Source organism: Roseateles aquatilis (assembly GCF_002205645.1).
Taxonomy (GTDB): Bacteria; Pseudomonadota; Gammaproteobacteria; order Burkholderiales; family Burkholderiaceae_C; genus Roseateles; species Roseateles aquatilis.
On record NZ_NIOF01000014.1, the window covers coordinates 21,019 to 48,008 of the forward strand.

Consider the following 26,990-nt stretch of genomic DNA (forward strand, 5'->3'; position numbering starts at 1 on the left):
CCTTCGCTCGCACTGCATCGTGCAACGCCCAGTGGTCCGAGTCATCGATAAAATGAGAATCAATAACATTTATACATCATGAAAATGCTTTCTCTTTGCGCCAGGCGATTCCTGGCAATAGCCGCGTTGTTCGCACTCTGGTCGGCTTCTCCCGCCTGGGCTGCCGCCCCTGCCGCCAGCGACCAGGCCAAGCAGACCTGGCAATTGCTGGACTACCTCGCGGTTGACTACGGCGGCGCGGTGAGCAACGGCCAGATTCAAAGTGCCAGCGAGTACGAGGAGATGAAGGAGTTCGCGGCAACCGCCGCACAGCAGCTTGCCGCACTGCCGAGCACTGCGGCGCTGCCCGAGTTGCAGCGGCAGGCCAAAGCGCTCGGAGACCTCATCGCCGCAAAGGCGGACGCCAAGGCCGTGGCCGACAGCGCCCATTCGCTGGCCGCAGCGCTGGTCAAAGCCTATCCGTTTCCGCTCTCGCCGACCCAGCCGCCGGATCTCGCACGCGCCAAGGTGCTGTTTGAAGCCAACTGCGCGGCATGCCACGGGGCAACCGGTGCAGGCGACGGCCCGCTCGGCGCCAAGCTCGAACCGCCGCCGATCGCCTTCACCGATCGTGATCGTGCCCGTTCGCGCAGCGTGCTCGCGCTGTACCAGGTCATTTCTCAAGGCGTGACCAGCACGTCGATGCCCAGCTTCGCCACGCTCTCCGACGAGGATCGGTGGGCATTGGCATTTTTCGCCGGCACACTGTCGCATGACGATGCCATGCGCGCACGCGGCGAACAGTCCTGGGGGCGAGACGCCAGCGCCAAGGCTGTCTTTCCCGACCTGGCTGCTGCCGCCACCTTGACCGAAGCCGCCTTGTCCGAGCGGATGCCCCCGGACGCAGCCCGCGACCTCACCGCCTATGTTCGCCGCCACCCGGAAGTCACCGCTGCCGCGAGCGGCTCGGGCGGACTGGCCTTGGCCCGCACACGCCTTCAGGAGAGCCTTGCCGCGGCGCGCGCGGGCGACCGGGCCAGCGCAACGCGCCTGGGCCTGTCGGCCTACCTGGATGGATTTGAGCCTCTGGAGCCGGCATTGCGCGCACGCAACCAGACACTTCTCACGGAAGTCGAAAACGCCATGCTGGCCTATCGCGGCGCGCTCGCCGGCGGGAAACTGGAACAAGCCGATGCCACGGCGCAGAAGCTGGACTATCTCTTTGCCCAGGTGGACGCCGAACTCGGCGCGGACAAGGCAGACCCGCTGACCACGTTCATCGCCTCCCTCACCATCCTGCTGCGCGAAGGGGTTGAAGCGCTGTTGATCGTCGTGGGCATGCTGGCCTTCCTGAAGAAGGCAGAACGGCGCGATGTGCTGGGCTATGTGCATGGCGGCTGGATGGCCGCACTGGCTTGCGGTGGCCTGACCTGGGCGGTGGCCACCTACTTCGTGAGCATCAGCGGCGCAAGCCGTGAGGTGACCGAGGGGGTTTCATCCCTGTTTGCGGCCGTTGTGCTGCTGAGCGTCGGGCTCTGGATGCACCAGAAAAGCACGGCGGGCAAGTGGCAGGCCTACCTGAAGGAAAAACTCTCCGCAGCCATGACGCGGCGTTCGGCATGGGCATTGTTCGCCTTGTCGTTCATTGCGGTCTACCGCGAAGTTTTCGAGACGGTGCTTTTCTATTCGGCCCTGGCCGGCGACGGCAACAATGGAGCCCTGCTCGGTGGATTGGTGGGCGGAGTGGCCGTTCTGGCCGTCCTCGCATGGTTCATGCTGCGCACCAGCGCCCGCATGCCGATCGGCAAATTCTTCAGTCTCAGCTCGATCCTGGTAGCGGTGCTCGCGGTCGTGCTCGCCGGCAAGGGGGTTGCCGGCCTCCAGGAGGCCGGCCGGTTGAGCGCCAGCCCGATCCATTGGCCGCGCATCGAAGTGCTTGGCATCTATCCGTCAGCGGAAACCGCCATTGCGCAAGCCGTGGTGCTTGCCGTTGCTCTGGCAGGCTTTGCCATGAACGCCGTGAAGGCGCGAAATCCCCGGCCCGCGTGAAACAAGCCGGCGTCACTGCCGAGCGTGACTCCTGGAAAAAATCGCGCTCAGCAAGAGATGACGCTATCCGGCACAGCAGGACAGCTGCTTCACGTCCTTGCTGAAGGTCTGCGCCGCGAGCTTCAGGCCCTCGACCATCGTCAGGTAGGGGAATAGCTGATCGGCCAGCTCCTGCACGGTCATCCGGTTGCGGATCGCCAGCGCCGCCGTCTGGATCAGTTCGCCCGCTTCCGGCGCGACCGCCTGCACGCCGATCAGCCGTCCGGTGCCGGCCTCGGCAACCAGCTTGATGAAGCCGCGCGTGTCGAAGTTGGCCAGCGCCCTCGGCACGTTGTCGAGCGTGAGCGTGCGGCTGTCGGTCTCGACGCCGTCGTGGCGCGCTTGCGCCTCGCTGTAGCCCACCGTCGCCACCTGCGGATCGGTGAACACCACGGCCGGCATCGCCGTCAGGTCCAGCGTCGCGTCGCCGCCGGTCATGTTGATGGCGGCGCGCGTGCCGGCCGCCGCCGCGACGTAGACGAATTGCGGCTGGTCGGTGCAGTCGCCGGCCGCGTAGATGTGCGGCGCGCTGGTACGCATGGTGTGGCTGACGAGGATGGCCCCCTGGGGATTGACCTCGATGCCCGCCGCTTCGAGGTTCAGCGTGCGGGTGTTCGGCGCGCGCCCCGTGGCAATGAGCAGCTTGTCGGCGCGCAGCTCGCCGCGATCCGTCGTCAAGATGAACTCTTCCTCTGCATGGGCGACTCGACTGGCCTGGACATGCTCCAGCACCTCGATGCCCTCGGCACGGAACGCGGCCGTGACGGCTTCGGCGACGGCGGGGTCTTCGCGAAAGAGCAGTGTGCTGCGCGCGAGGATCGTGACCTGGCTGCCCAGCCGGGCAAAGGCTTGCGCCAATTCGACTGCCACCACCGACGAACCGATCACGGCCAGCCGCGAGGGAATGGCATCGCTCGCCAGCGCCTCGGTGGAGGTCCAGTAGGGAGTGCCCTTCAAGCCAGGAATCGGCGGGAGCGCGGGGCTCGCACCAGTGGCGATGAGACAGCGGTCGAAGGCCACCGTGCGCTCACCGCCTTCCGCCAGTTGCACGGTCAGGCAGTTTTCATTCATGAAACGGGCCTCGCCATGCAGCACGGTGATAGCCGGGGTGCTCTGCAGGATGCCTTCGTACTTGGCATGGCGCAGCGCATCGACGCGGCCTTGTTGCTGGGCCAGCAGCCGCTCGCGCAGAATGGACGGCGGCGTGGGCGGCAGGCCGGCATCGAACGGGCTTTCCCGGCGCAGATGCGCAATGTGCGCGGCGCGGATCATGATTTTGGACGGCACGCAGCCGACATTGACGCAGGTGCCGCCGATGGTGCTCCGCTCGATTAGCGTCACGCGCGCGCCTCGCTCGACCGCCTTGAGTGCCGCCGCCATCGCCGCGCCGCCACTGCCGATCACGGCCACATGCAGCGCCCGCTCGCCACCACCGTGACTCGGTTCGCTGCCCAGCCAGCCCAGCGCCTTGCCCAACAAGCCCGCAGCCTTGTTCGGCGTGTCGGACACCCGTGCGCGGTAACCGAGCGCGGCCATCGCCGCGACCAGCGGACCATGGTTCATGTCCGCATCCGCCTCGACCTCGGCCCGTCGCCGCGGATAGGACACCGAGGCCGAGCGCACCCCGGGCACCTTCTCCAGCGCCTCTCTGACGTGCTCGGCGCACGACGCGCAGGTCATGCCGTCGATGTGCAAGGCGATCGCTTCGGCCATGGCGGGCAACCTCACTGCTTGACGGTGGCGGGGTAGCCCGCGTTTGCGGTGGCCTTGGCCAAGGCCCCGGCGTTGGTCTTGGCATCGTCGAAGGTCACGACGGCTTCCCGCTTTTCATAGCTGACCTCGGTCTTCTGGACCCCGGCCACCTTGAACAGGGCCATCTTGACCGTGATCGGACACGACGCGCAGGTCATATCGGGCACCGACAGTGTGACGGTCTTGGTGGCGGCCCACGCCGGAGCGCCCAGGGTAACGGCCAGGGCAATAGCGGTGGCAAGTTTCTTCACGGTGGATTCCTCTCAATAGAACAACGGCAGGACGTACGGAAAAGCGAGGGCAATCAAGACCAGCGCGACCACGATCCAGAAAATGATCTTGTAGGCCGTCCGCACGCGGGGCACGGCGCAGACCTCATCCGGCTTGCAGGCGTGAACCGGCCGGAAGATGCTGCGCCAGGCGAAAAACAGCGCCATCAGGGCCGCGCCGATGAAAATCGGCCGGTAGGGTTCCAACACGGCCAGGTTGGCGATCCAGGCGCCCGAGAAACCGAGCAAGACCAAGATGAGGGGGCCGAGGCAACAGGCCGACGCAAGAATGGCGGCGAGGCCGCCAGCGGCCAGGGCGCCACGCCCGCTCTTGGGTTCCGACATATGGTTTTCCTTCCGGGACTTCGCTTGATGCTGTAAGGTTACTTCCGTAGTCAACTACGGAGTCAAGCGTCATGGAAAGCGCCTCGGACAATCTGACCATCGGCGCCTTTGCCAAGGCGGCCACAGTCAATGTGGAGACGATCCGGTTCTATCAGCTCAAGGGCTTGTTGCCCCAGCCGGAGCGGGCCTACGGCCGCATCCGCCGCTACGGGCCGGCAGATGTGGCGCGGGTGAAGTTCGTGAAGTCAGCCCAGCGCCTGGGGTTCAGCCTGGATGAAATCGGCCAGCTTCTGAAACTTGAGGACGGCACCCATTGCAATGAGGCGGCGGAGCTGGCCTCGCTGCGGCTGGCCGATGTGCGCGCCCGCCTGGTGGACCTCACACGGATTGAGGCGGCATTGTCGAAATTGGTGGGTGAATGCGACGCGCACCATGGCAATGTGTCCTGCCCGCTGATCGCGGCATTGCACTGCTGTTGAGCGGAGAAGTTCGGCCGTTCACCTCGCGGCGAAGGGGCGGACAGGCAAGCGCGGCGCGCGAACCAGATTTAAGGTATTGAGCCGGAGGCGCGATGGGATCAAGACCGGATGGCCACAATTCGGCGCGATAGTGCCCTTTTGCACATTAATTCAATAAATGTTGTATTATCGAAATATGAAAGAGACCCAAGCCGTTTCCGCCCTCGGCGCCCTGGCCCACACCCAGCGCCTGCGGGTTTTCCGCGCCCTGGTGGTCGCCGGCCCCGAAGGGCTGACACCCAGCGCCCTCGCCGACCAGCTCGACGTGGCCCGCAATTCCCTGTCCTTCCACCTGAAGGAGCTGGCCCATGCCGGCCTGGTCACCATCGAGCAGCAGGGCCGCAACCTGATCTACCGCGCCGACTTCACCCAGATGAACGGACTGCTCGGCTACCTGACCGAGCACTGCTGCCAAGGCAGCACATGCGAGGTCAGTGATTCCTCCTCTGCCTGTACTTCCTGCTGAAAGGATCTCCCCATGAAGCGCTTTCACGTTCACCTGCACGTCGATGACCTGAACCGCAGCATCGGCTTCTATTCCCAACTGTTCGCCGCGCAGCCCGCGCGTGTCGAGGGCGACTACGCCAAGTGGATGCTCGAAGACCCGCCGGTCAACTTCGCTATCTCCACACGGGGCAACAAACCAGGCATCGACCATCTGGGCATCCAGACCGACGATGCGGAGGAATTGGCCGTGCTGAAGGCACGCGCCGAGGCGGCCGACATGGCGCTGCTCGACGAAGGCACCACCACCTGCTGCTACGCGCGCAGCGAGAAGCACTGGATCACCGATCCGCAGGGCGTGGCCTGGGAACACTTTCATACGCTGGGCAGCATCCCGGTCTTCAACGAAGCGGCGCCTGCAACGGGTTCTGCCGCAGCCTGCTGCGCCCCGGCGCGCGGCAAGCCGGTGGGCGTTGCGGTGAAGCCGGCTTCGTCCTGCTGCTGATGTGAGACATCCATGACCACCAACAAGACCTACAACGCCCTGTTCATCTGCACGGGTAACTCGGCCCGCTCCATCCTGGCCGAAGGCATCCTCAATGAATTGGGCCAGGGGCGCTTTCGCGCCTACTCGGCGGGCAGCCACCCCAAGGGCGAAGTCCACCCGCTGGCGCTTGCCACGCTGGAACGGCTGCATATGCCGATCGTCGGCTACCGCAGCAAGAACTGGGACGAGTTCGCGGCGCCCGGTGCACCGGAGCTGGATTTCATCTTCACGGTGTGCGACAACGCCGCCGGCGAGGTCTGCCCCGTATGGCCTGGGCGCCCGATGTCAGCGCATTGGGGTGTGCCTGATCCTGCAGCCGTTGAAGGCACCGACGAGCAGAAGCGCAAGGCGTTCACGGATGCGGCGCTGACCTTGCGCCGGCGCATTGAGCTGTTCCTGTCGCTGCCATTGCAGCGGCTCGATGCCATGTCGCTGCAGCACGAGCTGCGCAGCATTGGTACGAAGTGAGGTCTGCGCGATGAGTGTTGGAACCCAAACGGCCGGCCGCGTGCCGGCCACCTCCACCATGAGCGTCTTCGAGCGCTACCTGAGCGTGTGGGTGCTGCTGTGCATCGTCGCCGGCATCGCGCTGGGCCAGTTCGCACCCAACGTATTTCAGGCCATTGGCCGCATGGAGATCGCCCAGGTTAATCTGCCGGTCGGTCTGCTGATCTGGATCATGATCGTGCCGATGCTGCTGAAGGTGGACTTCGGTGCGCTGGGCCAGGTCAAGCAGCACTGGCGCGGCATCGGCGTGACGCTGTTCGTCAACTGGGCGGTCAAACCGTTCTCGATGGCGCTGCTGGCCTGGATCTTCGTCCGCCAGGTCTTCGCTCAGTGGCTGCCGGCCGACCAGCTCGACAGCTACGTTGCCGGCCTCATCCTGCTGGCCGCCGCGCCCTGCACGGCGATGGTGTTCGTCTGGAGCCGGCTGACCGGGGGCGATCCGGTATTCACGCTGTCGCAGGTGGCGCTGAACGACACCATCATGGTGTTTGCCTTCGCGCCCATTGTCGGCCTGCTGCTGGGCCTGTCGTCCATCACGGTGCCGTGGGCCACGCTGCTGGTATCGGTCGGCCTGTACATCGTGATTCCGGTCATCCTGGCCCAGCTCTGGCGCCGTGCTCTGCTGAACAAGGGCCAAGCCGCCTTCGACCGGGCGCTGGAGCGCATCGGCCCGCTGTCGATCGCGGCGCTGCTGCTCACGCTGGTGCTGCTGTTCGCCTTCCAGGGCGAGGCCATCATCCGCCAGCCGCTGGTCATCGCCATGCTGGCGGTGCCGATCCTGATTCAGGTGTTCTTCAACTCCGGCCTGGCCTATTGGCTCAGCCGCAAGGCCGGCGAGCAGCACAGCATCGCTTGCCCCTCGGCGTTGATCGGCGCCTCCAACTTCTTCGAGCTGGCTGTAGCGGCCGCCATCAGCCTGTTCGGCTTCCAGTCCGGCGCGGCGCTGGCCACCGTGGTCGGCGTGCTGATCGAGGTGCCGGTGATGCTGCTGGTCGTTCGGATCGTCAACCAAAGCAAGGGCTGGTATGAGTGCGGCCCGAACCCTGCCCGCAGATAAGCAAGGCATTTCCCATGAGCAGTATCACGATATATCACAACCCCGTCTGCGGCACGTCGCGCAACGTGCTGGCCCTGATCCGCAACAGCGGCGAGGAACCCACGGTCATCGAATACCTGAAGACACCGCCCGACCGCGAAACCCTGCAACGCCTGATCACGGACATGGGCGTGCCGGTGCGCGCGGTATTGCGCGAGAAGGGCACGCCCTACGCGGAACTCGGCCTCGATGACCCGAAGTGGAGCGATGCGCAGTTGATCGACTGCATGCTCCAGCATCCCATTCTGATCAACCGCCCTATCGTGGTGACGCCGCTGGGCACGCGGCTGTGCCGGCCTTCGGAGGCCGTGCTGGACATCCTGCCGCAATCACAGCGCGGCGCGTTCAACAAGGAAGACGGCGAAGCGGTCGTGGACGCGGAAGGCCGCCGTGTCTGAATCCAGAATCGACCTACCCAATATCGACACCGCGCTATTCCAACTGCCCGATACCCAACGGCTGCTGACACCCGAGCGCGCCACGCACGCGCCGCGCTTCCTATTGCTCTATGGCTCGCTACGCGAGCGCTCGTTCAGTCGCTTGGCCGCTGAGGAAGCGGCTCGCATCCTGCGCGCGCTCGGCGGTGAGACGCGCATGTTCAATCCCTCGGGCCTGCCACTGGTGGACGATGCACCCGCCGACCATCCCAAGGTCAAGGAACTGCACGAGCTGGCCCAGTGGGCCGAAGGCATGGTGTGGAGTTCGCCCGAGCGCCATGGGGCCATGACGGGGTTGATGAAGACGCAGATCGACTGGATTCCGCTGTCGGCCGGCGCAGTGCGCCCGACGCAGGGCAAGACGCTGGCGGTGATGCAGGTCTCGGGCGGCTCGCAGTCCTTCAACGCCGTCAACCAGATGCGCGTGCTGGGCCGCTGGATGCGGATGCTGACCATCCCCAACCAGTCCTCGGTCGCCAAGGCGTACCAGGAGTTCGACGAGGCCGGGCGCATGAAGCCCTCGGCCTACTATGACCGCATCGCGGACGTGATGGAGGAGCTGATGAAGTTCACCCTGCTCACGCGCGATGCGGCGCCGTACCTCGTGGACCGCTACAGCGAGCGCAAGGAAAGTGCGGAAGCACTGAGCCGGCGCGTCCAGCAGACGGCTATCTGAACACTCCCCCTAAAAAACAAGCACTTCACTCACCAATCCGTCGTGACGCTAATCTGATGCGCCATCGCAGCGACAGAAACGGATCGGAGAACAGAATGGGAATTTCCAGCAGCAAGGTCTACAAGCAGGCCGATGAGGCCGCTGCGTTTGCGCATATCAGGGAGCTCGCAGAAAAGGAACCCGTCGATGACGAGACGGCTTCGGAATTGTGGCTTGAGGCAGAAGCCATCGTGGACACCTACATCGAGGCCGCTGAGTCGCGGTCCATAGAGGACTTGCCCTCCAGGCAGGAACTGGGCGAGTCCTGCTTTTGGCTGTTGTTCCAGACGAAAGTTTTGCGGGAGGACGAGCATTACCGGCTGATCGTCGAACTGCTGTCGCCACAGCTCGGGCTGTCCCTGTTCGATTTGCTGCCCCGCGTCCGAAAGCTCCGCGAAGCGGCCCTTGACGCACTGGAGGCCATGGTCAAGAAGCCATCAATGGATCGTCCGACAGCGCCGCAAGCGTGCGAGGACGACCTTTTCTGATGGGAAGCTGGTGGCACCTCCGAGCCGAAATTCTCGTATCAGCGATACGAGAATTCATCGGCTGCGGAAGATCGAGCGTCAGCACCGAACGTCCGCGCCATCTGGCGCAGCACAGTCGGCAGTTCGGCCTGGTCGCCGTCCTCCAGAACACCGTTGATGACTTCGAGCGCGAGCGCCGGGTCGCTGCGGTACAGCTCGGCCATCGCTTCGTCATGGGGTCTGCTTTTCATCAGCCCACCAGCGCTTCCAGTTCCTCGAACGCCAGGCGCGGCAAGCGCCGGCCTTCCTTGGCCACGTTGACCTGCAGGGCGGCCCGCGCCACGTCCAGCACCTCCCGCGCCAGGGCATAACCGCCCTTGGCCTGCATCCAGCCCAGCACATCCGCCAGATGCCAGATCGACGCGCTGCCCTCATGCACCGGCGCCGGGAAGCTACCCGGATGGGCCAGCATCAGCTTGCGCATATTCTGCCGCGACACGCCCACGATGTCGGCCACATCGGTCAGCCCAACCAGATCAGGCGCCACTTCGATCAGCCGGGCCGAGGGTGCGGCACGGCGCACATCGGCCAGCGCGCTGCGCACTGCCTCATCTGCATCCACCGCCTCGCGGGTAAATTCCAGCGCCAGCCGCCCCGGCTGCCCGATGCCGACCAGGGCATCGTCGCAGCCGGCTTCACCCAGGCGCTCGACCAGTGTCTGCGAATCGCGGTCGTCATCGGTGAGCTGGTATTTGAGGGTAAAGGTGTATTCCATCGCGCTATTCCTGGGTGCCATCGTCATCCGCCTCGCGCTGCTGGCGGTCCATGGTGCAGTTGTCCACGGCGCGCCGTAAGGCGCGGGCATGGTTGCCGGGGTTCTTCGGCGTGCTCCATACACTGGTAATGCAGAACTCGCCGCAACGGCATTCCTCATCGTTGTACGGGCAGTACATCCGCCCCCAGGCATGGCTACCGCCGACTTCGACACGCCAGCCTTGCCCTTCGGCGTGTCGCAGCGCATCCTCGACCTCTTTCTTCGGGTGAGAGGAACGGGCCATCAGCGACCTCCAGTATGGGGATGATGCGCAAGGTTGTCAAGTGACAACCTTGCTGCAAGGCTTGGTGACCCACGCTCGAATTGTCGCGACAGCGTCGCGACAATTCGGCGGGCCTGATTTCCGACACGAAAGGCTGGCAACGCCGCGCCTGCCGCAGCCGACGGCATCTTGCCGTTCATGCGGACGCCTGCTCGGTGCGTTGCGCCCCGGTGATCGTCTTGCGCCGGTTCGCCACCAGCTCGGCGGCCTGCCGCACCGGATCGTCCTCCGTGTGGACGTACCGCATGAACATCGCCACGGTCTTGTGCGCCGTCAGCGCCATGCCCACCTTCACCGGAATCCCCGAGTTGGCGATGTCAGTGGCCGAACGGTGGCGGATGCCATGCGTGCCCACGTGCGTAGCGCCCGCCGCCTTCAGGATGCGGCACCAGGCACCGTAATACTCGCCCTCGGTGAGATGCTTGGCCGGGTCGTTCGGCGACGGCAGCACGTAGGGGCAGCCGTCCCGGCGCGGCGCGGTGGACAGCAGCCGGTAGGCTTCCTCGCTCAAGGGCTTGGACATGCCACCTGTCTTGCTATCGGGCCAGACCACGCGGCGGTTGTCCAGATCCACCCATGCCCATTCCAGCGAGATGATCTCGGAGCGCCGCCCGGCAAACTCGAATTGCAGGCGGATCGCCAGCGGGATGACGTAGTTCTCCAGCCCTTCGGCCTCGATACCGTCAAGGTGCCGGAACAGCTTGCCCATGTCCTCGTCGCTGATGAGGTGGGTGGCCTTGCCGTCGGGGTACACCGGGACGTGGCGGCATGGGTTGGTGCCGTCCGGCCGATAACCCCAGACCTCGGCCAGGTTGAACATCTTGCGCATGACGCTGAAAGCGCGGTTCGCCTCGGCGGGCTTGTGCGCCATCTTCTTCATCGCCCCGGCCACGTCCGGGCGCTTCACGTCCTGAACCTTGATGCGGCCCAGGAAGGGGACGATGCAGCGGTCGATGACGCCCTGGTAGCCCCGGCGGGTGCTGGGCTTGTTGCGTTGCTTGGAGTGATCCTCCATGAACTTCACGCACAGTTCCGTGACCGTGGGCGCCTTGCGCGCCGCCGCCTTGTCGGCGGCCGGGTCGCCGCCCCGGCGTACCTGGGCCAGCCATTCCTGGGCCAGCGAGCGGGCCTGCTCGACGGTCAGTTCGCCATACAGGCCCAAAGCGGGTTTGCGGCGCTCGCCGGCGTTCGTGCGGTACTGGAGCATGAACACCTTGCGGCCCGCTGGTGTAATCTTGCACAGGAAGCCGGGCACCAGCGTGTCCCGCAGTTCGACGGCCTGCGCCTGGGGTTGTGCCGCATCCACTGCGGACTTGGTGAGCTTGATTTTTGCCACGATGACTCCTCGGAAAGACCCGGTTTCCAGGGGCCACATGGGAGCCACGAGGCAGGAAGCCGGATCAGGTTTCAGAAAGCACCGGCATATGATGAACGCGCCTAAGTTATTGATAAACCTGCTGTATCTGGCTTCGGCGTAGTCCAGCGAATTACGGTACTGAAGTCAGTGTGAAATGAAAAAAGCCGGCGGGGTCTCACGACCCGCGCCGGCTTTCATGCCGAGGTGAAACGCCTTACAGGCCGCCGGTCCCGGTGGCCAGCAACGTGCCGTCGCTGCCCGCCACCCAGCCGGTGCGCGCGTCGACGAAGAACACCTGCGTCAGTTGGCGCCGCGTGCCGGAGTCCTGCGTCGACCAGCTCTTACCGCCGTCGACGGTCGTCAGCACCGCGCCGTTCTCGCCGACCGCCCAGCCCTGCTGCGGCGTCAGGAAACGGATCGCGCGCAGCGAGGCGGTGGTGGGGAAGCTCGCCGCCGACTGCCAGGTGGCGCCGTCATCCTTGGAGACCTTCAGCACGCCGTCACCGACCATCCACAACGAGCCCGGCTCGCTGTACGCCAGCTGGCGCAGCATCGCGCCGGTGGCCGCGTATCGGCCGGTCCAGGTCTTGCCACCGTCCGCCGTCACGGCCACGCGGCCGCTGTCGCCCACCAGCACGCCCTTGAGCGTGGAGCTGAACTTCAGGTCGGCGTAGAAGCCGTCCAGCGCCGCCTGCTCCGTCCAGTTCTTGCCGCCGTCGACGGTGGACATCAACAGTTGCTTCTGTCGGCTGCTGTCGTTGAACAGCGCGAAGCCGTTGGTCGCGTCGATGAAGTGGAAGGCCTGCCCCACGCGGCTGGCCGACGAGGGCGGCGTGAGCCAGCTCGCGCCGGCATCCTCGGTCAGGTAGATCTTGCCGTCGTTGGAAAGCAGCCAGCCCTTCTTCCCGTCGAGGAACTGGAAGCGGTTGCCGCCGTTGTAGCCGTAATAGCCGGTGTTGCCCGTCAACCCGCCGATCTTGACCTTCCAATCGAGTCCGCCGTTGACGGTCTCCATCAGGTCGCCGCCCGCGGACAGCGCCAGCCCGCGCTTGGCATCGAAGAACCAGAACGAGAGCAGCGTCTTGGCCGCGGCGCCCGCGTCGGGCCCGCTGATCTTGGTCCAGGACCTCAGGCCGTCGGTGCTCAGCAGCGCCACGCCGCCATAGGCCTGCGCCACGTACAGCTGCGGACCGAAGCGCTTCAGGCTGTTGTCGCCGGTATCCGACGCGACGGCGCGCCAGGTGGCGCCGGCGTCCTCGCTGAGCTCGTAGACGTAGCCGCCGGTGCCGTAGTAGTTGCGCAGCCAGACGCCGCGGACCGGCTGCCGGTAGCTCACGTACCAGGAGTTCGACGCGCCAGGCACGCTCACCGCGCTCCAGGTCCGGCCGCCGTCCACGGTGCGGTACAGCGTGCCGCCGGCGCTGAAGGCCGCGGTCAGGGCGTCCACGAAATCGAGGTTGCCGTAGTAGGCGTTCGTCGGCAGTCCCTGGGGCACGATCGTTTCCCAGGTCTGCCCGTTGTCGACGCTGCGGCGCAGCGCCTGCGAATAGACGTAACCCTGGCTCGGAACATAGGTGCTGCTGTTGGTCATGAACATGACCGTCCGTCCCAGCACCTGCAGCCCGCTCGACGAGGACTGCGAATCCACCGGCACCGCGAGGCTGACGCTCTTGCCCTGGTCCACCGACTTGCGCAGGCCCTGATAGTCCAGCGACCACAGCACGCCGTCGGCGCCCAGCACGCCGTTGGACAGCACATTGCCTTGCGTCCATGTGGCGCCGCCGTCGATGGTCATGCGGGTGCCGCCGGAGCCGGCGATCAGCGCCGTGTTGGCGCCGTCCAGCTGCAGCGTGGCCGAGGTGATGCTCTGCGTCGACGTGGCCTGCAGCGTCCAGTGCGCGCCGCCGTCGGTGGTGCGCAGGAGGGCACCGAACTCCCCGAGGATCCAGCCGTTGCTGGCATCGGCGAAGCGCACCGTGTTCAGACGCGTCGTCAGGCCGCTGGGTTGGCGCACCCAGGTCTTGCCGCCGTCGACGGTGCGCAGGATCTCGCCGTTGTCGCCGACCGACCAGCCCTTGGCGGCGTCGAGGAAGAAGAAGTCGTTCTGCACCGTGCCCGTGGGCCGCGGCGCCTGCCAGCACCAACCCGTGCTGTCCGCGCCGGTGCAGCTCAGGCCCTGCACGTGCGCGCGGTTGTGCACGGCCACCGTGAACTTCACTTCCCTGGACGCGCCGGCCGCGTTCGTGACCTTCAGCGTGACCTGGTAATCGCCCACCTTGGCGAAGTCGTGCTTGGGGCTGGCATCGGTGCTGGTCGTGCCGTCGCCGAAGCTCCACGCGTGGGTCAGGCCCGCCGTCGTGGCGACGTTGCTGGTGAAGGCCGTGCCGGACGTGACGTCGGTCGACGCGGCGGCGGCGATGGCCAGGTTGTCCGGAATCGCCACGCCCTGCACCGGCGGCGGCGGGCTGTCGCTGCCACCACCGCCGCAGGCGCTCAACAGCGCCGCGCTGAGCAGCACGCCTGCCCATCCGGCGCGCGCGAATTCAAGTCTGCCCACGGCAGCCTCCCTCGTTGATTGTTTCAATTTGTCTTCTTTGTGAAGCGGCGGGATTCTGCATCAGCTTCATGGCATCAGACACTCGTTCCGCATCGCTCCGATGGGGGGAGTACCCAAGGCAAAATCGCACCCATGCCCGAGGCCAGCACCGTCCCGTCGACCCCTCCGCCGCCGGCCTCGGCGGCCACCGGCGGCGCGCCGGCCAAGTCCGCGCCGCAGAAGGCGATGGAGAAGCTCGGGCTGGCGCGGGACATCGACCTGGCGCTGCACCTGCCGCTGCGCTACGAGGACGAGACCACCCTCACCCCGCTCGACCGCTCCCGCGACGGCGACACGCTGCAGTGCGAGGGCGAGGTCATCGAGAGCCGCATCGAGGTCCGCGGCCGGCGCCAACTGCTCGTCAAGCTGCGCGACGACGACGGGGCGCAGGTGCTGCTGCGCTTCCTGCACTTCTATCCGACGCACCAGAAGACGCTCGCCGTCGGTGCCCGGGTGCGGGCGCGGGGCGAGATCCGGGTCGGATTCTTCGGCCGCGAGATGGTCCATCCGAGCTTTCGCAAGGTGGATGAGCAGACGCCGCTGGCGACCTCGTTGACGCCGGTCTATCCCACCAGCGCCCAGTTGCCGCAGGCCTATCTGCGCAAGGCGGTGGCGTCGGCGCTGCGCCGCGCGCCGCTCGACGAGGTGCTGCCGCAGGCCATGATCCCCAGGGGGCTGCCGCCGCTGCGCGACGCGCTGAACTTCCTGCACCATCCGCCGCCGTCGGCCGGCCTGTCGACGCTGGAGGACCACACCCATCCCGCGTGGCAGCGGCTCAAGTTCGAGGAGCTGCTCGCGCAGCAGCTCAGCCAGCAACGCGCGCAGCGTGAGCGCGCCCACCTGCGCGCGCCGGCCCTGCGCGGCTCGCCGGGTGGGCTGCACGAGCGATTGCTCGCCGCCCTGCCCTTCGCGCTGACCGGCGCGCAGCGGCGCGTCGCGGAGGAAATCGCCGCCGATCTGGCCCGGCCGCAGCCCATGCACCGGCTGCTGCAGGGCGATGTCGGCTCCGGCAAGACGGTCGTGGCGGCGCTGGCCGCGGCGGTCGCGATGGACGCCGGCTGGCAGTGCGCGCTGATGGCGCCCACCGAGATCCTGGCCGAGCAGCACTTCCGCAAGCTGATCGGATGGCTGGAGCCGCTGGGCGTGCGCGTGGCCTGGATCACCGGCAGCATCAAGGGCAAGGCGCGGCAGAAGATGCTCGACGCCGCCGCGTCCGGCGAGGCGACGCTGATCGTCGGCACCCACGCGGTGATCGAGGACAAGGTGCGCTTCCACCGCCTCGGGCTGGCCATCATCGACGAGCAGCACCGCTTCGGTGTCGCCCAGCGCCTGGCGCTGCGCAAGAAGCTCGCCGACGAGGCCGCCGGTGCCGCCGACTCCGGCGCGCCGGGCGCCGGTCCGCTCGAGCCGCACCTGCTCATGATGAGCGCCACGCCCATCCCGCGCACGCTGGCGATGACCTACTTCGCGGACCTCGACGTCTCCACCATCGACGAGCTCCCGCCCGGCCGCAGCCCCATCGTCACCCGCGTCTTCGCCGACGGCCGCCGCGACGACGTGGTCGAGAAGATCGCCGCCGCCGTCGAGGACGGGCGGCAGGTCTACTGGGTCTGTCCGCTGATCGAGGAGTCGGAGGCGCTCGACCTCAAGAACGCCACCGAGACCCACGCCGAGCTTGGCGAGGCGTTGCCGGGTCGCAAGGTCGGGTTGCTGCACGGGCGCATGCCGGCGGCGGAAAAGGCCGCGACGATGGCCCAGTTCAGCAGCGGCGAGCTGGACGTGCTGGTCGCCACCACCGTGATCGAAGTCGGCGTCGACGTGCCCAATGCCAGCGTGATGGTCATCGAGCACGCCGAGCGCTTCGGCCTGTCGCAGTTGCATCAACTGCGCGGGCGTGTCGGGCGGGGGTCGGTCGCGAGCGTCTGCGTGCTGATCTACACCGGGCCGCTGTCCGACACCGGCAAGGCGCGCCTGCGCGCGATGGCGGAAACCACCGACGGCTTCGAGATCGCGCGCCGCGATCTCGATATCCGCGGGCCGGGCGAGTTCATGGGCGCGCGGCAGAGCGGCGCGCAGTTGCTGCGGTTCGCGGATCTGCAGGAGGACGCGCCGCTGTTGAGCGCGGCGCGGGCGCTGGCGCCACGGCTGCTCGACGAGCATCCGCGCGCGGCGCAGTTGCAGGTCGAGCGATGGCTGGGGCACAAGACGGAGTACCTCAAGGCCTGAGGTCCACCACCCACCCACCAACATCGCCGCCCGCCGCCGAGCGGCGGCGTGAAGTGAAACAGGGGCCTCTCGAGGCCCCTGTTCATCAGGGTTCGCGACGAGCGCCGCGATATCGATCTGGTGATCGCTCGATCAGATGATCAATGGATCACTTCAGCTTGACGGCCCAGTACAGCAGCACTTCGGTGGCCGGGGTTTCGGCGCCGGCGTACAGCTGGGTCTCGGCGTTGATCTTGTCGACCGTCGCCTGGCCGGAGATGACGCGGCCGAAGACGGCGTAGCCCGGCTCGGAGGCGCTCTTGTAGTCCAGCGCCGCGTTGTCGACGGCGTTGAAGTAGAACTGGCTGGTCGCCGAATTGAAGTCCGTCGTGCGCGCCATCGCGATCGTGTACTTCGTGTTGGACAGGCCGACGTTGGTCTCCAGCTTGATGGCCGGCAGCAGGCCGGCCGTCTTGGCCACGAAGCCGGTCGTGAACCCGCCGCCTTGCGCGACGAAGTTCGGCACCACGCGGTGGAAGATCGTGTTGTCGTAGAACTTCGCGGTGACGTACTTCAGGAAGTTGTCGACGGTGATCGGCGCGCGGGCGTCCAGCTCGACGACGATCTCGCCGTCGCTGGTCAGCATGCAGACCGTGTTGGCCGCCGTGCTGGCGTTGGACGCCGCGATGCCGGCCGCGCTGCAGCTGGTGGTCGGCGGCGTTGTGACCGCGTTCGGCTTCGGACGGAGCGGCTCGCTGTTGTTGTCGCCGCCACCACCGCAAGCGGCCATGATCAGCGCGCCGCCCAGTGCGGCGGAAAGCGCCAGCAGACGGCGCTTGGACGAGGAATCGGTCGGGATGTGGGTCGGCTTCATGACGGCTTGGGGCGGGAGTTCGTGGCTCCGCGGCTGGCGAAGAAGCGCGAAGTATCGTGTCTGGCCCGACATATGGCGCGGCCAGGGGGCGCCCGGCGCACGAAATGAGAAGGGAATTTCCCTAACAGATCCTTAACGGGCAACCGGAGGTAACTTTCCGGACAAATAGCGCCCGAAAGGCCTGCCAAACGAACAGATCGACGCCGCAGCGCCGATGCAGCCTCGAGGCGTCCTGAGCGCTCCGACCCGGCCCGGACGGCCGGTCTCAGGCTTCCAGGTTGTCGATCAGGCGGGTCTGGCCGATGCGCGCCGCGGCCAGCGCGATCAGCGGCTCGCCGTCGCGGGCGGGGCCCAGGTCATGACGGCGGCGCAGCGTCACGTAGTCGGGCGCCCAGCCGGCGTCGCGCAGCGCCTGCATCGCGTCGGCCTCCAGGCGGTCGAGGTCGCGCTCGCCCGCCTGCCACCGCGCGATCAGCGCCCGCAGCGTGCGCGACAGCAGCAGCGCGTCGCGCTTGTGCTCGTCGCTCAGGTAGCCGTTGCGCGAGGACAGCGCCAGGCCGTCGGCGTTGCGCTCGGTCTCGCCGGCCAGGATGCGGATGGGCATCGCCAGCTGGTCGACCATGCGGCGGATCACCATCAGCTGCTGGTAGTCCTTCTTGCCGAAGACGGCCACGTCCGGCTGGACGATCTGGAACAGCTTCGCCACCACCGTGCAGACGCCGACGAAGAAACCCGGCCGGAAATGGCCCTCCAGGATGTCCGCGAGCGCCGCCGGCGGATGCACCTTGTAGCCCTGCGGCTCGGGGTACATCTCCTGCTCGTCGGGCGCGAAGACAAAGTCGCAGCTGGCGCCGGCGAGCAACCCGGCGTCACGCGGCAAGGTGCGGGGGTAGCGGTCGAAGTCCTCGTGCGGCGCGAACTGCAGCCGGTTGACGAAGATGCTGGCGACGACGAGGCCGTCCGGCCCGACGGCCGCGCGGGCCTGGCGCACCAGCGCGAGGTGGCCGTCGTGCAGGTTGCCCATCGTGGGAACGAAGGCGACCGGCCGGTCGCCCGCGAGCGCGGCGCGCAGGCCGGCGATATCGTGATGGATCTTCATGGCGTGGCGCCCCGTGTCGGGGGAACAGGAGATCGGGGGATCCGGGAATTCAGTAGGTGTGCTCGACGGCCGGGAAGGCACCGGACTTCACGTCGGCGACGTAGCGCGCGAACGCCTCGCCCACCGAGGCCGAGCCCTGCATGAAGTCCCGCACGAAGCGCGGACGGCGGCCCGGCGTGACGCCCAGCATGTCGTGCATCACCAGAACCTGGCCCGAGCAATCCGCGCCGGCGCCGATGCCGATGACGGGAATGCCCAGCGTCGCGGTCAACTCGGCGGCCAGCGCCGATGGCACCATCTCCAGCACCAGCATGCGCGCGCCGGCGTCGACCAGCTCGCGCGCATGGGCCTTGAGCTGCGCGGCGCCCTGCTCGTCGCGGCCCTGCACCTTGTAGCCGCTCAGCGCGGTGACGGTCTGCGGCGTCAGGCCCAGATGGGCGCAGACGGGGATGCCGCGCTCGGTCAGGAAACGGACGGTCTCGACCGTCCAGCCGCCGCCTTCCAGCTTGACCATGTGGGCGCCGGCCTGCGCCAGTTGCATGGCGCTGTGCCAGGCTTCCCGGGGCGACGCGTGATAGGTGCCGAACGGCAGGTCGGCCACGATCCAGGCGCGATGCCGGGCACGGGCCACGCAGCGCGTGTGATAGACCATTTCCTCCAGGCGCACCGGGACCGTGGTCTCCTGGCCCTGCACAACGTTGCCCAGCGAGTCCCCGATCAGGATCGAGTCCACGCCGGCTGCCTCCATCGCGTGGGCGAAGGTGGCGTCATAGGCCGTCAGCATGGCGATCTTGTCGCCGGCGGCATGCATGTCGAGCAGGCGCTGCAGCGTGACGGGCTTGCGGTCGGCGGCGGGCGCGGCGGATGCGGCGCCGGCGGGCCGCGGCGCGGTGGCGTAGGGGGAGGTCGATTCGGTCATGCAGGTCCCCTGGCGGGAGTCCCATGGGTTGGGGCGGCAGTGTACCGGGCGGTGCCACGGAGCATCTTTCTGAGGACAATGCCGGCCATGACCCTCACCGAATTGCGCTACATCGTCGCCGTCGCCCGCGAGCGCCACTTTGGCCGGGCGGCCGAGGCCTGCTTCGTGTCGCAGCCGACGCTCTCGGTCGCGATCAAGAAGCTCGAGGAGGAGCTCGACGTCAAGATCTTCGAACGCGGCGCCAACGAGGTGTCGATGACGCCGCTGGGCGAGGACATCGTCCGCCAGGCCCAGTCGGTCATCGAGCAAGCCAGCGCCATCAAGGACATCGCCAAGCGCGGCAAGGATCCGCTGGACGGTCCGCTGCGGCTGGGCATCATCTACACGATCGGGCCGTACCTGCTGCCGGAGCTGGTCAAGCACTGCATCGACCTCTACCCGCGCATGCCGCTGATGCTGCAGGAGAACTTCACCCAGAAGCTGCTCGACATGCTGCGTACCGGCGAGCTGGACTGCGCCATCATGGCCGAGCCCTTCCCGGACGCCGGCCTGGCGGTGGCGCCGCTGTACGACGAGTCCTTCGTCGTGGCGGTCCCCGCCGTGCATCCGCTGGCCAGGAAGCCCCGCATCACCGCCGAGGAGTTGAAGGCCGAGACCATGCTGCTGCTGGGCAACGGCCACTGCTTCCGCGATCACGTGCTGGAGGTGTGCCCGGAGTTCGCGCGCTTCTCGACCGACGCCGAGGGCATCCGCAAGAGCTTCGAGGGCAGCTCGCTGGAGACGATCAAGCACATGGTCGCCTCCGGCATGGGCGTGACGGTGGTGCCGGCGCTGAGCGTGCCCGACGTGGTCCCGGCCCACCTGCGCTACATCCCCTTCGTGGCACCGGCGCCGACGCGCCGCGTGGTCCTGGCCTGGCGCCGCACCTTCACCCGCTACGAGGCCGTCGCCGCGCTGCGCAACGCGGTCTATGCCTGCCAGCTGAAGGGCGCCACCCTGCTCTCCTGAGCGCCCCCCTCGAAGCGGGGGCCGTCAGGGTATTCGTGAATATGTCACGGCTGACACAAAGCTAGCCTCGCTGGTGCGAACAAGGGCCCGAACGGCCCACGGCCTCGCGCCGGGTGATCCCCGGCCGCGGCGGCCCCTCAACCATCGCTTCCAGGGGGAAATCTTGACGCTACGACAGACCACCATCCTTGCCGCGGCCCTGCTCGCGGCGGGCGCCGCGCACGCGGTCCCGACCGCCGTGTCCGGCTCCGCCAACGGCCTGAGCTGGACCGCCGCCAGCACCATCGTCGGGGTCACCTCGACGGCCACCGGCGCCGGCGGCGGCGATCCGCGCTACTTCGCGCCGCGCTCGCAGTACAGCGGCGTGGCCACGCTGATCATGGATTACGGCTCCGCCGGCCAGTTCATCTGCTCCGGCACGCTGCTGCCCAACCAGCGCTCCATCCTGACCGCCGCCCACTGCGTCAGCGACGGCACCAACGCGCGCCCGATCAGCACCTCGGTCTACTTCTACACCGGCTCCGATCCGGACAACGTCACCTTCAACCAGCCGTCGTTCTCCTACCAGGTCACCAACTACGCCGTGAACTCGGCGTACACCGGCCGGGTGATCGACCAGAACGACATCGCGGTGCTGTCGCTGGACAACCTGGTGGACTGGTCCGTCAAGTCCTACGAGCTCTTCGGCGGCGATGACCTGACCGGCCTGGACTACAACATCGCCGGTTACGGCGGCCGTTCCGACACCGGCGGCAACGTCGGCGCCAACCTCGGCACCGGCCGTCTGCGCCAGGGCGACAACCGCTATGAGTTCCGCCTCGGCGACCCGGACTTCGGCGGCGCCTGGTCCGACATCCTGGACGAGCCGGAAGCGCAGATCGAATACACCTACCTGGCGGACTTCGACAACGGCCTGCCGGCCAATGACCTGGCCTGCAACATCGCCGTGGCGGGCCTGGGCCTGCCGCCGAGCGCGAAGTTCTGCAACACCGGCCGCGGCGCGAGCGAGGTGTCCTCGGCCGGCGGCGATTCGGGCGGCCCGCAGTTCATCGACGGCAAGGTGTCGTCGGTGACCTCGTTCGGCCTGAGCTTCGGCTCCGCCTGGGGCGACGTGGACGGCCGGTTGAACAGCAGCTTCGGCGAGTTCAACGGCTTCGTGCCGGTCAGCATCCACCGCGACTTCATCAACGCCAACGCCGTGCCGGAACCGGCCAGCTACGCGCTCGCCGGCCTGGGCCTGCTGGCCGTGGGCTGGAGCCGCCGCCGTCAGAAGCGCGCCTGAGACGGGTCCGCCCCGCTCAAGCCTCGAAGCCGCCTTCGGGCGGTTTTTTCATGGGCCGACGGCACATCGACGATGCCCCCGGGGCGTCCGGAACCCGACGCGCAGAGCGCCCCGCCGTCATGTCGCCGCGCATGCGGATCGGTTAGGCTGCGAGGCGATTCACGTGTTCATCTTCGTTCGTCATTCATTCCCCAGAAGGAGTCCCTCGATGGCCAAGAAGAGCCCCGCCCCCGCCAAGACCTCGTCCGCCAAGGGTGCGCCCAGCATCCAGATCGGCATCAGCGACAAGGACCGCGCCGCGATCGCGCAAGGCCTGTCCAAGCTGCTGGCCGACACCTACACGCTGTACCTGACGACGCACAACTTCCACTGGAACGTGACCGGTCCGATGTTCAACTCGCTGCATGCGATGTTCATGGCCCAGTACACCGAGCTGTGGAACGCGGTCGACCCCATCGCCGAGCGCATCCGCTCGCTGGGCCATGCCGCTCCGGGCTCGTACGCGCAGTTCGCCGCGCTGAGCTCGCTGAAGGACGCCCCCACCACCCCGCCGAAGGCGCTGGACATGGTCCGCATCCTGGTCGACGGCCACGAGGGTGTCGCCCGCACCGCGCGTGCGTTGTTCTCGCTGGTCGACAAGGCCAGCGACGAGCCGACCGCCGACCTGCTCACGCAGCGCCTGACGGTGCACGAGCAAACGGCATGGATGCTGCGCAGCCTGCTGGAAGAGTGATCACCCGGGCCGCCCGGCCCGTTCGCCTCGATCGGCGACGGTGACGCGGAAGGGGACGCCGGTCCCCTTTCCCTTTTCGGCCGGCGGCCGAACGTCAGCCCAGCGCCTTGATGCGGCCCGCCCGCCGCGCCTCGGCCAGCATCGACGCCAGCGCGCAGGAGGCCAGGCGCGCGGTGCGCGAGTCGGCGCGGCTGGTCAGCACGATCGGCACCTTCGCGCCGAGCACCACCCCCGCCGCATAGGCCTGCGCCAGGAAGCTCAGGCTCTTGGCCAGCATGTTGCCGGCGTCCAGGTCCGGCACGATCAGCACGTTGGCGCGCCCCGCCACCGGCGAGACGATGCCCTTGATGCGGGCCGCCTCCGGGTCGATGGCGTTGTCCATCGCGAGCGGGCCGTCGAGCACCGCGCCGGTGATCTGGCCGCGGTCGGCCATCTTGCACAGCGCCGCCGCGTCCATCGTCGACGGCACCTTCGGGTTCACCGTCTCCATCGCCGACAGCAGCGCCACGCGCACTTCGGGCAGGCGCAGCGCGTGCGCCAGGTCGATCGCGTTCTGCACGATGTCGACCTTGTCTTCCAGCGTCGGCACGATGTTGATCGCCGCGTCCGAGATGATCAGCGGCTGCGCGTGCCCGGGCACGTCCATCACGAAGCAGTGGCTGATGCGGCGCGCGGTCCGCAGGCCGCCCTCGCGACGCACCACGGCGCCCATCAGCTCGTCGGTGTGCAGGCTGCCCTTCATCAACGCGTCGACGCTGCCCTTGAGCGCCATCGCCACGGCCATCTCCGCCGCCGCGTGGCTGTGCGGAACGTCGAACAGCGTGTACTTCGCCAGGTCCACGCCGGCCGCCGCGGCGGCCTCGGAGACCTTGCCCGCCGGGCCGATCAGCACCGGCTCGATCATGCCCAGCGACGCGGCCTCGGCCGCGGCCTGCAGGGCCACGTCGCTGCACGGGTGCACGACGGCCATGCGCAGCGGCGGCAGATGGCGCACGGCCTCGATGAGCCGGTCGTAATGGGGATGCGCGCTCGGCGGATGCGGCGTGGCGGCGCCGAACGGTCGCGACGGGGTGTTCATGGTGGCTCCCTTCTCCGCTTAACCCTCTTCGATCCTCGGGCTTTCACGACGGAGTGCGATCGATGATGCATGCTGCGCTGCAACAAATCAAGCCGTGCGGCGCAGGGAGTAAGCGACATGCTCGAATGGATCCCCCGGCCTGGCGCCGTCGACCCCACCGTCCCTGACACGGACGTGGCGACGCCCGCGGCCGTCGCGGCGCTGGCCGCCGAGCACGCCGCCCAGGCGTGGCGCTCGTACGCCACCGACGCGTGGCAGCGCGCCGTGCTGACGCTGGACGTGATGCGCGAACGCGGCAACGTCTTCCTGGACCACCTGCACGCCGGCAAGCCCGCGCTGCTGAAGTTCGATCACGAGCTGCTCATGCATGGCCGCGACCTGCCGCAGCCGTGCAACTACTCGCTGTTGCGCATCGAGCCGCCGGCCGGCGTGAGCGTCGATCCGGCGCGGCGCCCGATCGTGGTCATCGATCCGCGCGCCGGCCACGGCCCGGGCATCGGCGGCTTCAAGCCGGACTCCGAGATCGGCGTGGCGCTGCGCGCCGGCCATCCGGTCTACTTCATCACCTTCGAGCCCGAGCCCGTCGAGGGCCAGACGCTGCTGGCCGTCGCCCGCGCCGAGGCCCTGTTCATCGAGGAAGTCGGCCGCCGCCATCCGAAGGCGCCGGGCCTGCCGGCGGTCATCGGCAACTGCCAGGCGGGCTGGGCCGTCGCCGCGCTGGCGGCTGTGCGCAGCGACCTGATGGGTCCGATCGTGCTGAACGGCGCGCCGCTGTCCTACTGGGCCGGATCGCCCCAGCAGAACCCGATGCGATACGCCGGCGGCGCGCTGGGCGGCGCCTGGCTGTCGGCGCTGTCGGCCGACCTGAGCGGCGACCGCTTCGACGGCGCGTACCTGGTCTCCAACTTCGAGAACCTCAACCTCGCCAACACCTGGTGGGACAAGTACTACAACCTCTACGCCAACGTCGACACCGAGCGCGAACGCTTCCTCGACTTCGAGCGCTGGTGGGGCGGCTACTTCCGCATGACCGGCCAGGAGATCGAGGCCATCGTCGAGAACCTCTTCATCGGCAACCGCCTCGCGCGCGGCGAGGTCGAGATGGAAGGCTACCGGCTCGACCTGCGCCAGATCGCCGCGCCGATGGTGATCTTCGCGTCCTGGGGCGACAACATCACGCCGCCGCAACAGGCGCTGGACTGGATCATCGACGTCTGGGGCAGCGAGAAGGCGTTGGTCAAGGCCGGCCGCACCATCGTCTACATGCTGCATCCGCGCATCGGCCACCTGGGCATCTTCGTGGGCGGCTCGGTGGCGCGGCGCGAGCACGAGCAGATCGTCGACACGCTCGAACTGATCGCGGAACTGCCGCCGGGCCTCTATGAAATGAAGATCGACGCGCGCGATCCCGACGCCCCGCTGGCGGCACTCGAATCGGGCGACTACAGCGTCAGCTTCGAGCTGCGCACCGTCGACGACCTGCGCGCGCTCAATCCCGAGGGGCGCCGCGACGAGGCGCTGTTCAGCACCATCGCGCAGGTCTCCGAGCTCAACATGCGCAACTACCGCCAGTGGCTGCAGCCGTTGGTGCGCGGCGTCGGCAACAAGGCGCTGGGCGAATGGCTGCGCTGGCAGCATCCGCTGCGGCAGCAACACCTGGCCCTGTCCAACCTGCATCCGCTGGCGCCATGGATCCGGCTGCAGGCGGAGAACGCGCGCGAGCATCGCCAGCCCATCGACGGGCACAACCCGTGGCTGGCGTGGGAACAGCTCGGCTCCCGCTGGATCAGCGAAGGCCTGGACCGCGTCGGCCAGCAACGCGACGCGGCGACGGTGCGCTGGGTCGAGGCGGTCTACGGTCCGAACGGCCTGGGCGCGGTGCTGCCGCCGCGCGAGACCGACCAGGCGGCGGGCGATGCCCATGCCGCCGCGGATGAGGCCGAGGGCCGCCGCGTGGCGCTGGCGCAAGTGAACCAGGGCGGCTTCCAGGAGGCCGTCTGCCGCATCCTGCTGGCCGGCATGGCGCATCGCGGCGTCGTGCAGCGGCGCGGCCTGATCCTGGGGCAGATGCTGGCGGACGCGCATGAGCGCATGGCCGCCCAGGACGCCCAGGTCGCCCAGGTCGCCGCCGCCGCGCCGACCGCCTCGGCGACGCCGTCGGAGGACTGGGCGACGGTGCTGCATCGCCAGGCGCTGGTCGTCACCTTCGCGCGCAACGAGGCGATCGCCGCCGTGCCCCGGCTGCTGCCCGACCTGGCCGATCGCGAGCACGCGGTGGCGCTGGCCAGCGCGGTGTTGATGGCCGAGTCCGAGCTCACGGATCCAGGCTCCCCTGCCTCGCGGTACCTGCACAGCGTGCTGGGCGTCGATCCGGGGCGGGTCGCGGCGCTGGCGCAGTCCCTGTCGGCCCAGCCGGCGGCGACCGTGTCGATCGCCGCGTCGCCGGCGCCCAAGCCGCCGCGCCCGCCCAGGGCCAGTGCCTCGACCAGGGCTTCGTCCACGGGCGCATCCCGGGCATCCTCCCGGGCGTCCTCCCAGGCCTCATCCGGGGCCCCGTCCCGAACCTCCGCCGCGGCGGGTTCGTCCGCGACCGCCTCGAAGACGACCCCGACCACGACGCCCCCGCCCGGCAAGGCACGGGGCGGCAACGCCCGCCCCTCGGCCCAACCGGCCCCCGCGGCGGTGAAGACCGCGAAGACCCCGCGGACGACGAAGGCCGCGCCCGCCCCGGCGAAGACCGCCACCCGCAAGGCCGCCACGCCCGCGCCGTCGCCGTCGCGCCGCCGGAGGGCCGCCGCGTGACCGGCGCCGCCGCATTGCCGCTCGCCGGCCGCAAGGTGCTGGTCACCGGCATCGCCAACGACCAGTCGATCGCCCATGGCTGCGCCCGCGCGTTTCGCGCCATGGGCGCCGATCTGGCGATCACCTACCTGAACGACAAGGCGCTGCCGCACGTCGCGCCGCTGGCCGAGGCCTTGGGCGCCGAGCTGCTGTTGCCGCTGGACCTGCGCCAGGCCGACGCGCTGGAAAGCGTCTTCGCCGCCATCACCGAACGCTGGGGCGTGCTGCACGCGGCGCTGCATTCGATCGCCTTCGCGCCCAAGGACGACCTGCACGGCCGGCTGGTGGACAGCAGCGCGGCGGGCTTCGCGATGGCGATGGACATCTCGTGCCACAGCTTCATCCGCATGGCGCGCTTGGCGGAGCCGCTGATGCGCGGCGGCGGTACGCTGTTCACGATGAGCTTCCAGGGCGCCAGCAAGGTCGTCGAGCACTACAACCTGATGGGCCCGGTGAAGGCGGCGCTGGAGTCCTCGGTGCGCTACCTGGCGCACGAGCTGGGCCCGGCCGGCATCCGCGTGCACGCGATCTCGCCGGGGCCGATCGCGACACGCGCCGCGTCGGGGCTGGCGGAGTTCGACCATCTGCTCGCCGACGCCGCGGCGCGCGCGCCGGCCCACGCGCTCGCCACCATCGACGACGTGGGCTACGCCACCGCGATGCTCGCGGCCGATCACGCGCGGCTCATCACCGGCACCACGCTGTACGTCGACGGCGGTTATCACATCATGGGGTGA

26 protein-coding genes and 1 pseudogene are annotated in these 26,990 nt (G+C 68.1%); 15 read left to right on the plus strand and 12 right to left on the minus strand.

The features are described 5' to 3' along the window. Positions 1-78: 78 nt before the first annotated feature. On the plus strand, positions 79-2,028 hold the full coding sequence (locus CDN99_RS22830) for a cytochrome c/FTR1 family iron permease (RefSeq protein WP_012202414.1): 1,950 nt from the start codon (positions 79-81) through the stop codon (positions 2,026-2,028). A 63-nt stretch (positions 2,029-2,091) separates the two neighbouring features. Here the strand turns inward: CDN99_RS22830 and merA are convergent, their stop codons facing one another. The 3 genes from merA to merT are packed head-to-tail and all read right to left on the minus strand — an operon-like array spanning position 2,092 to position 4,433. Further along, complete coding sequence (gene merA, locus CDN99_RS22835) at positions 2,092-3,780, minus strand: mercury(II) reductase (RefSeq protein WP_012202415.1); 1,689 nt, start codon at positions 3,778-3,780, stop codon at positions 2,092-2,094. A gap of 11 nt (positions 3,781-3,791) precedes the next feature. Continuing rightward, the gene (gene merP / locus CDN99_RS22840) at positions 3,792-4,070 is read right to left on the minus strand and encodes a mercury resistance system periplasmic binding protein MerP (protein ID WP_012202416.1); all 279 of its coding nucleotides are present in this window, start codon (positions 4,068-4,070) and stop codon (positions 3,792-3,794) included. 12 nt (positions 4,071-4,082) lie between these two features. Beyond that, positions 4,083-4,433 (minus strand): mercuric ion transporter MerT, encoded by a 351-nt coding sequence (gene merT, locus CDN99_RS22845; protein ID WP_012202417.1) that lies wholly within the window; start codon positions 4,431-4,433, stop codon positions 4,083-4,085. A 71-nt stretch (positions 4,434-4,504) separates the two neighbouring features. On the opposite strand from merT, the gene merR reads away from it, so the two are divergent. From merR to CDN99_RS22885, 8 genes are all read left to right on the plus strand, one after another. Further along, on the plus strand, positions 4,505-4,912 hold the full coding sequence (gene merR, locus CDN99_RS22850; RefSeq protein ID WP_012202418.1) for a mercury resistance transcriptional regulator MerR: 408 nt from the start codon (positions 4,505-4,507) through the stop codon (positions 4,910-4,912). 157 nt (positions 4,913-5,069) lie between these two features. Beyond that, entirely contained in the window at positions 5,070-5,417 is a 348-nt protein-coding gene (locus CDN99_RS22855) for an ArsR/SmtB family transcription factor (RefSeq protein ID WP_012202419.1), read from the plus strand. A 12-nt stretch (positions 5,418-5,429) separates the two neighbouring features. Continuing rightward, on the plus strand, positions 5,430-5,900 hold the full coding sequence (locus tag CDN99_RS22860) for an ArsI/CadI family heavy metal resistance metalloenzyme (RefSeq protein WP_012202420.1): 471 nt from the start codon (positions 5,430-5,432) through the stop codon (positions 5,898-5,900). Between the two features lie 12 nt (positions 5,901-5,912). Then, entirely contained in the window at positions 5,913-6,410 is a 498-nt protein-coding gene (locus CDN99_RS22865; protein WP_012202421.1) for an arsenate reductase ArsC, read from the plus strand. A gap of 10 nt (positions 6,411-6,420) precedes the next feature. Beyond that, positions 6,421-7,506 carry an ACR3 family arsenite efflux transporter gene (arsB, locus tag CDN99_RS22870; protein WP_012202422.1) on the plus strand — a complete coding sequence of 362 codons (1,086 nt, stop codon included), beginning with the start codon at positions 6,421-6,423 and terminating at the stop codon, positions 7,504-7,506. A 14-nt stretch (positions 7,507-7,520) separates the two neighbouring features. Beyond that, positions 7,521-7,943, plus strand: coding sequence for an arsenate reductase (glutaredoxin) (gene arsC / locus CDN99_RS22875; protein WP_012202423.1), 423 nt, complete (start codon positions 7,521-7,523; stop codon positions 7,941-7,943). Further along, a complete protein-coding gene (gene arsH, locus CDN99_RS22880) occupies positions 7,936-8,658 on the plus strand; it encodes an arsenical resistance protein ArsH (protein WP_012202424.1) in 723 nt (240 codons plus the stop codon). The genes arsC and arsH overlap by 8 nt, the downstream gene beginning before the upstream one ends. A 95-nt stretch (positions 8,659-8,753) precedes the next feature. Continuing rightward, on the plus strand, positions 8,754-9,185 hold the full coding sequence (locus CDN99_RS22885) for a hypothetical protein (protein ID WP_012202425.1): 432 nt from the start codon (positions 8,754-8,756) through the stop codon (positions 9,183-9,185). An 83-nt stretch (positions 9,186-9,268) separates the two neighbouring features. Here CDN99_RS22885 and CDN99_RS22890 read toward each other — a convergent pair. From CDN99_RS22890 to CDN99_RS22910, 5 genes and pseudogenes are all read right to left on the minus strand, one after another. Further along, positions 9,269-9,415, minus strand: a pseudogene (locus CDN99_RS22890) (addiction module antidote protein); the annotation flags it as partial. Next, positions 9,415-9,939, minus strand: a complete 525-nt coding sequence (locus CDN99_RS22895; protein WP_012202427.1) for a helix-turn-helix transcriptional regulator — start codon at positions 9,937-9,939, stop codon at positions 9,415-9,417. The pseudogene CDN99_RS22890 and the gene CDN99_RS22895, both read right to left, overlap by 1 nt. A 4-nt stretch (positions 9,940-9,943) precedes the next feature. Next, positions 9,944-10,222, minus strand: a complete 279-nt coding sequence (locus tag CDN99_RS22900) for a hypothetical protein (RefSeq protein WP_012202428.1) — start codon at positions 10,220-10,222, stop codon at positions 9,944-9,946. Between the two features lie 175 nt (positions 10,223-10,397). Further along, positions 10,398-11,597 (minus strand): tyrosine-type recombinase/integrase, encoded by a 1,200-nt coding sequence (locus tag CDN99_RS22905; protein WP_016451583.1) that lies wholly within the window; start codon positions 11,595-11,597, stop codon positions 10,398-10,400. Between the two features lie 235 nt (positions 11,598-11,832). Beyond that, a complete protein-coding gene (locus tag CDN99_RS22910) occupies positions 11,833-14,175 on the minus strand; it encodes a YCF48-related protein (RefSeq protein ID WP_141100935.1) in 2,343 nt (780 codons plus the stop codon). 132 nt (positions 14,176-14,307) lie between these two features. On the opposite strand from CDN99_RS22910, the gene recG reads away from it, so the two are divergent. Beyond that, complete coding sequence (gene recG, locus CDN99_RS22915) at positions 14,308-16,440, plus strand: ATP-dependent DNA helicase RecG (RefSeq protein WP_088387204.1); 2,133 nt, start codon at positions 14,308-14,310, stop codon at positions 16,438-16,440. Positions 16,441-16,588: 148 nt separating this feature from the next. Here recG and CDN99_RS22920 read toward each other — a convergent pair whose 3' ends face one another. From CDN99_RS22920 to panB, 3 genes are all read right to left on the minus strand, one after another. Next, on the minus strand, positions 16,589-17,293 hold the full coding sequence (locus CDN99_RS22920; RefSeq protein ID WP_158218929.1) for a peptidylprolyl isomerase: 705 nt from the start codon (positions 17,291-17,293) through the stop codon (positions 16,589-16,591). Positions 17,294-17,558: 265 nt separating this feature from the next. Then, complete coding sequence (panC, locus tag CDN99_RS22925; RefSeq protein ID WP_088387206.1) at positions 17,559-18,392, minus strand: pantoate--beta-alanine ligase; 834 nt, start codon at positions 18,390-18,392, stop codon at positions 17,559-17,561. Positions 18,393-18,441: 49 nt separating this feature from the next. Then, on the minus strand, positions 18,442-19,311 hold the full coding sequence (gene panB / locus CDN99_RS22930; RefSeq protein WP_088387207.1) for a 3-methyl-2-oxobutanoate hydroxymethyltransferase: 870 nt from the start codon (positions 19,309-19,311) through the stop codon (positions 18,442-18,444). 87 nt (positions 19,312-19,398) lie between these two features. Between panB and CDN99_RS22935 the strand changes: the two genes are divergently transcribed. From CDN99_RS22935 to CDN99_RS22945, 3 genes are all read left to right on the plus strand, one after another. After that, positions 19,399-20,319 (plus strand): hydrogen peroxide-inducible genes activator, encoded by a 921-nt coding sequence (locus tag CDN99_RS22935; protein WP_088387208.1) that lies wholly within the window; start codon positions 19,399-19,401, stop codon positions 20,317-20,319. A gap of 163 nt (positions 20,320-20,482) precedes the next feature. After that, the gene (locus CDN99_RS22940; RefSeq protein ID WP_088387209.1) at positions 20,483-21,601 is read left to right on the plus strand and encodes a trypsin-like serine protease; all 1,119 of its coding nucleotides are present in this window, start codon (positions 20,483-20,485) and stop codon (positions 21,599-21,601) included. A 208-nt stretch (positions 21,602-21,809) separates the two neighbouring features. Beyond that, a complete protein-coding gene (locus tag CDN99_RS22945) occupies positions 21,810-22,334 on the plus strand; it encodes a Dps family protein (protein WP_088387210.1) in 525 nt (174 codons plus the stop codon). A 94-nt stretch (positions 22,335-22,428) separates the two neighbouring features. Here the strand turns inward: CDN99_RS22945 and CDN99_RS22950 are convergent, their stop codons facing one another. After that, positions 22,429-23,412 (minus strand): phosphate acetyltransferase, encoded by a 984-nt coding sequence (locus CDN99_RS22950; protein WP_088387211.1) that lies wholly within the window; start codon positions 23,410-23,412, stop codon positions 22,429-22,431. Positions 23,413-23,529: 117 nt separating this feature from the next. Here CDN99_RS22950 and CDN99_RS22955 point away from each other — a divergent pair, with 117 nt between their 5' ends. Both CDN99_RS22955 and fabI read left to right on the plus strand, forming a co-directional pair. Beyond that, a complete protein-coding gene (locus tag CDN99_RS22955; protein ID WP_088387212.1) occupies positions 23,530-26,214 on the plus strand; it encodes a DUF3141 domain-containing protein in 2,685 nt (894 codons plus the stop codon). After that, positions 26,211-26,990 (plus strand): enoyl-ACP reductase FabI, encoded by a 780-nt coding sequence (gene fabI, locus CDN99_RS22960; RefSeq protein ID WP_088387213.1) that lies wholly within the window; start codon positions 26,211-26,213, stop codon positions 26,988-26,990. The genes CDN99_RS22955 and fabI overlap by 4 nt, the downstream gene beginning before the upstream one ends.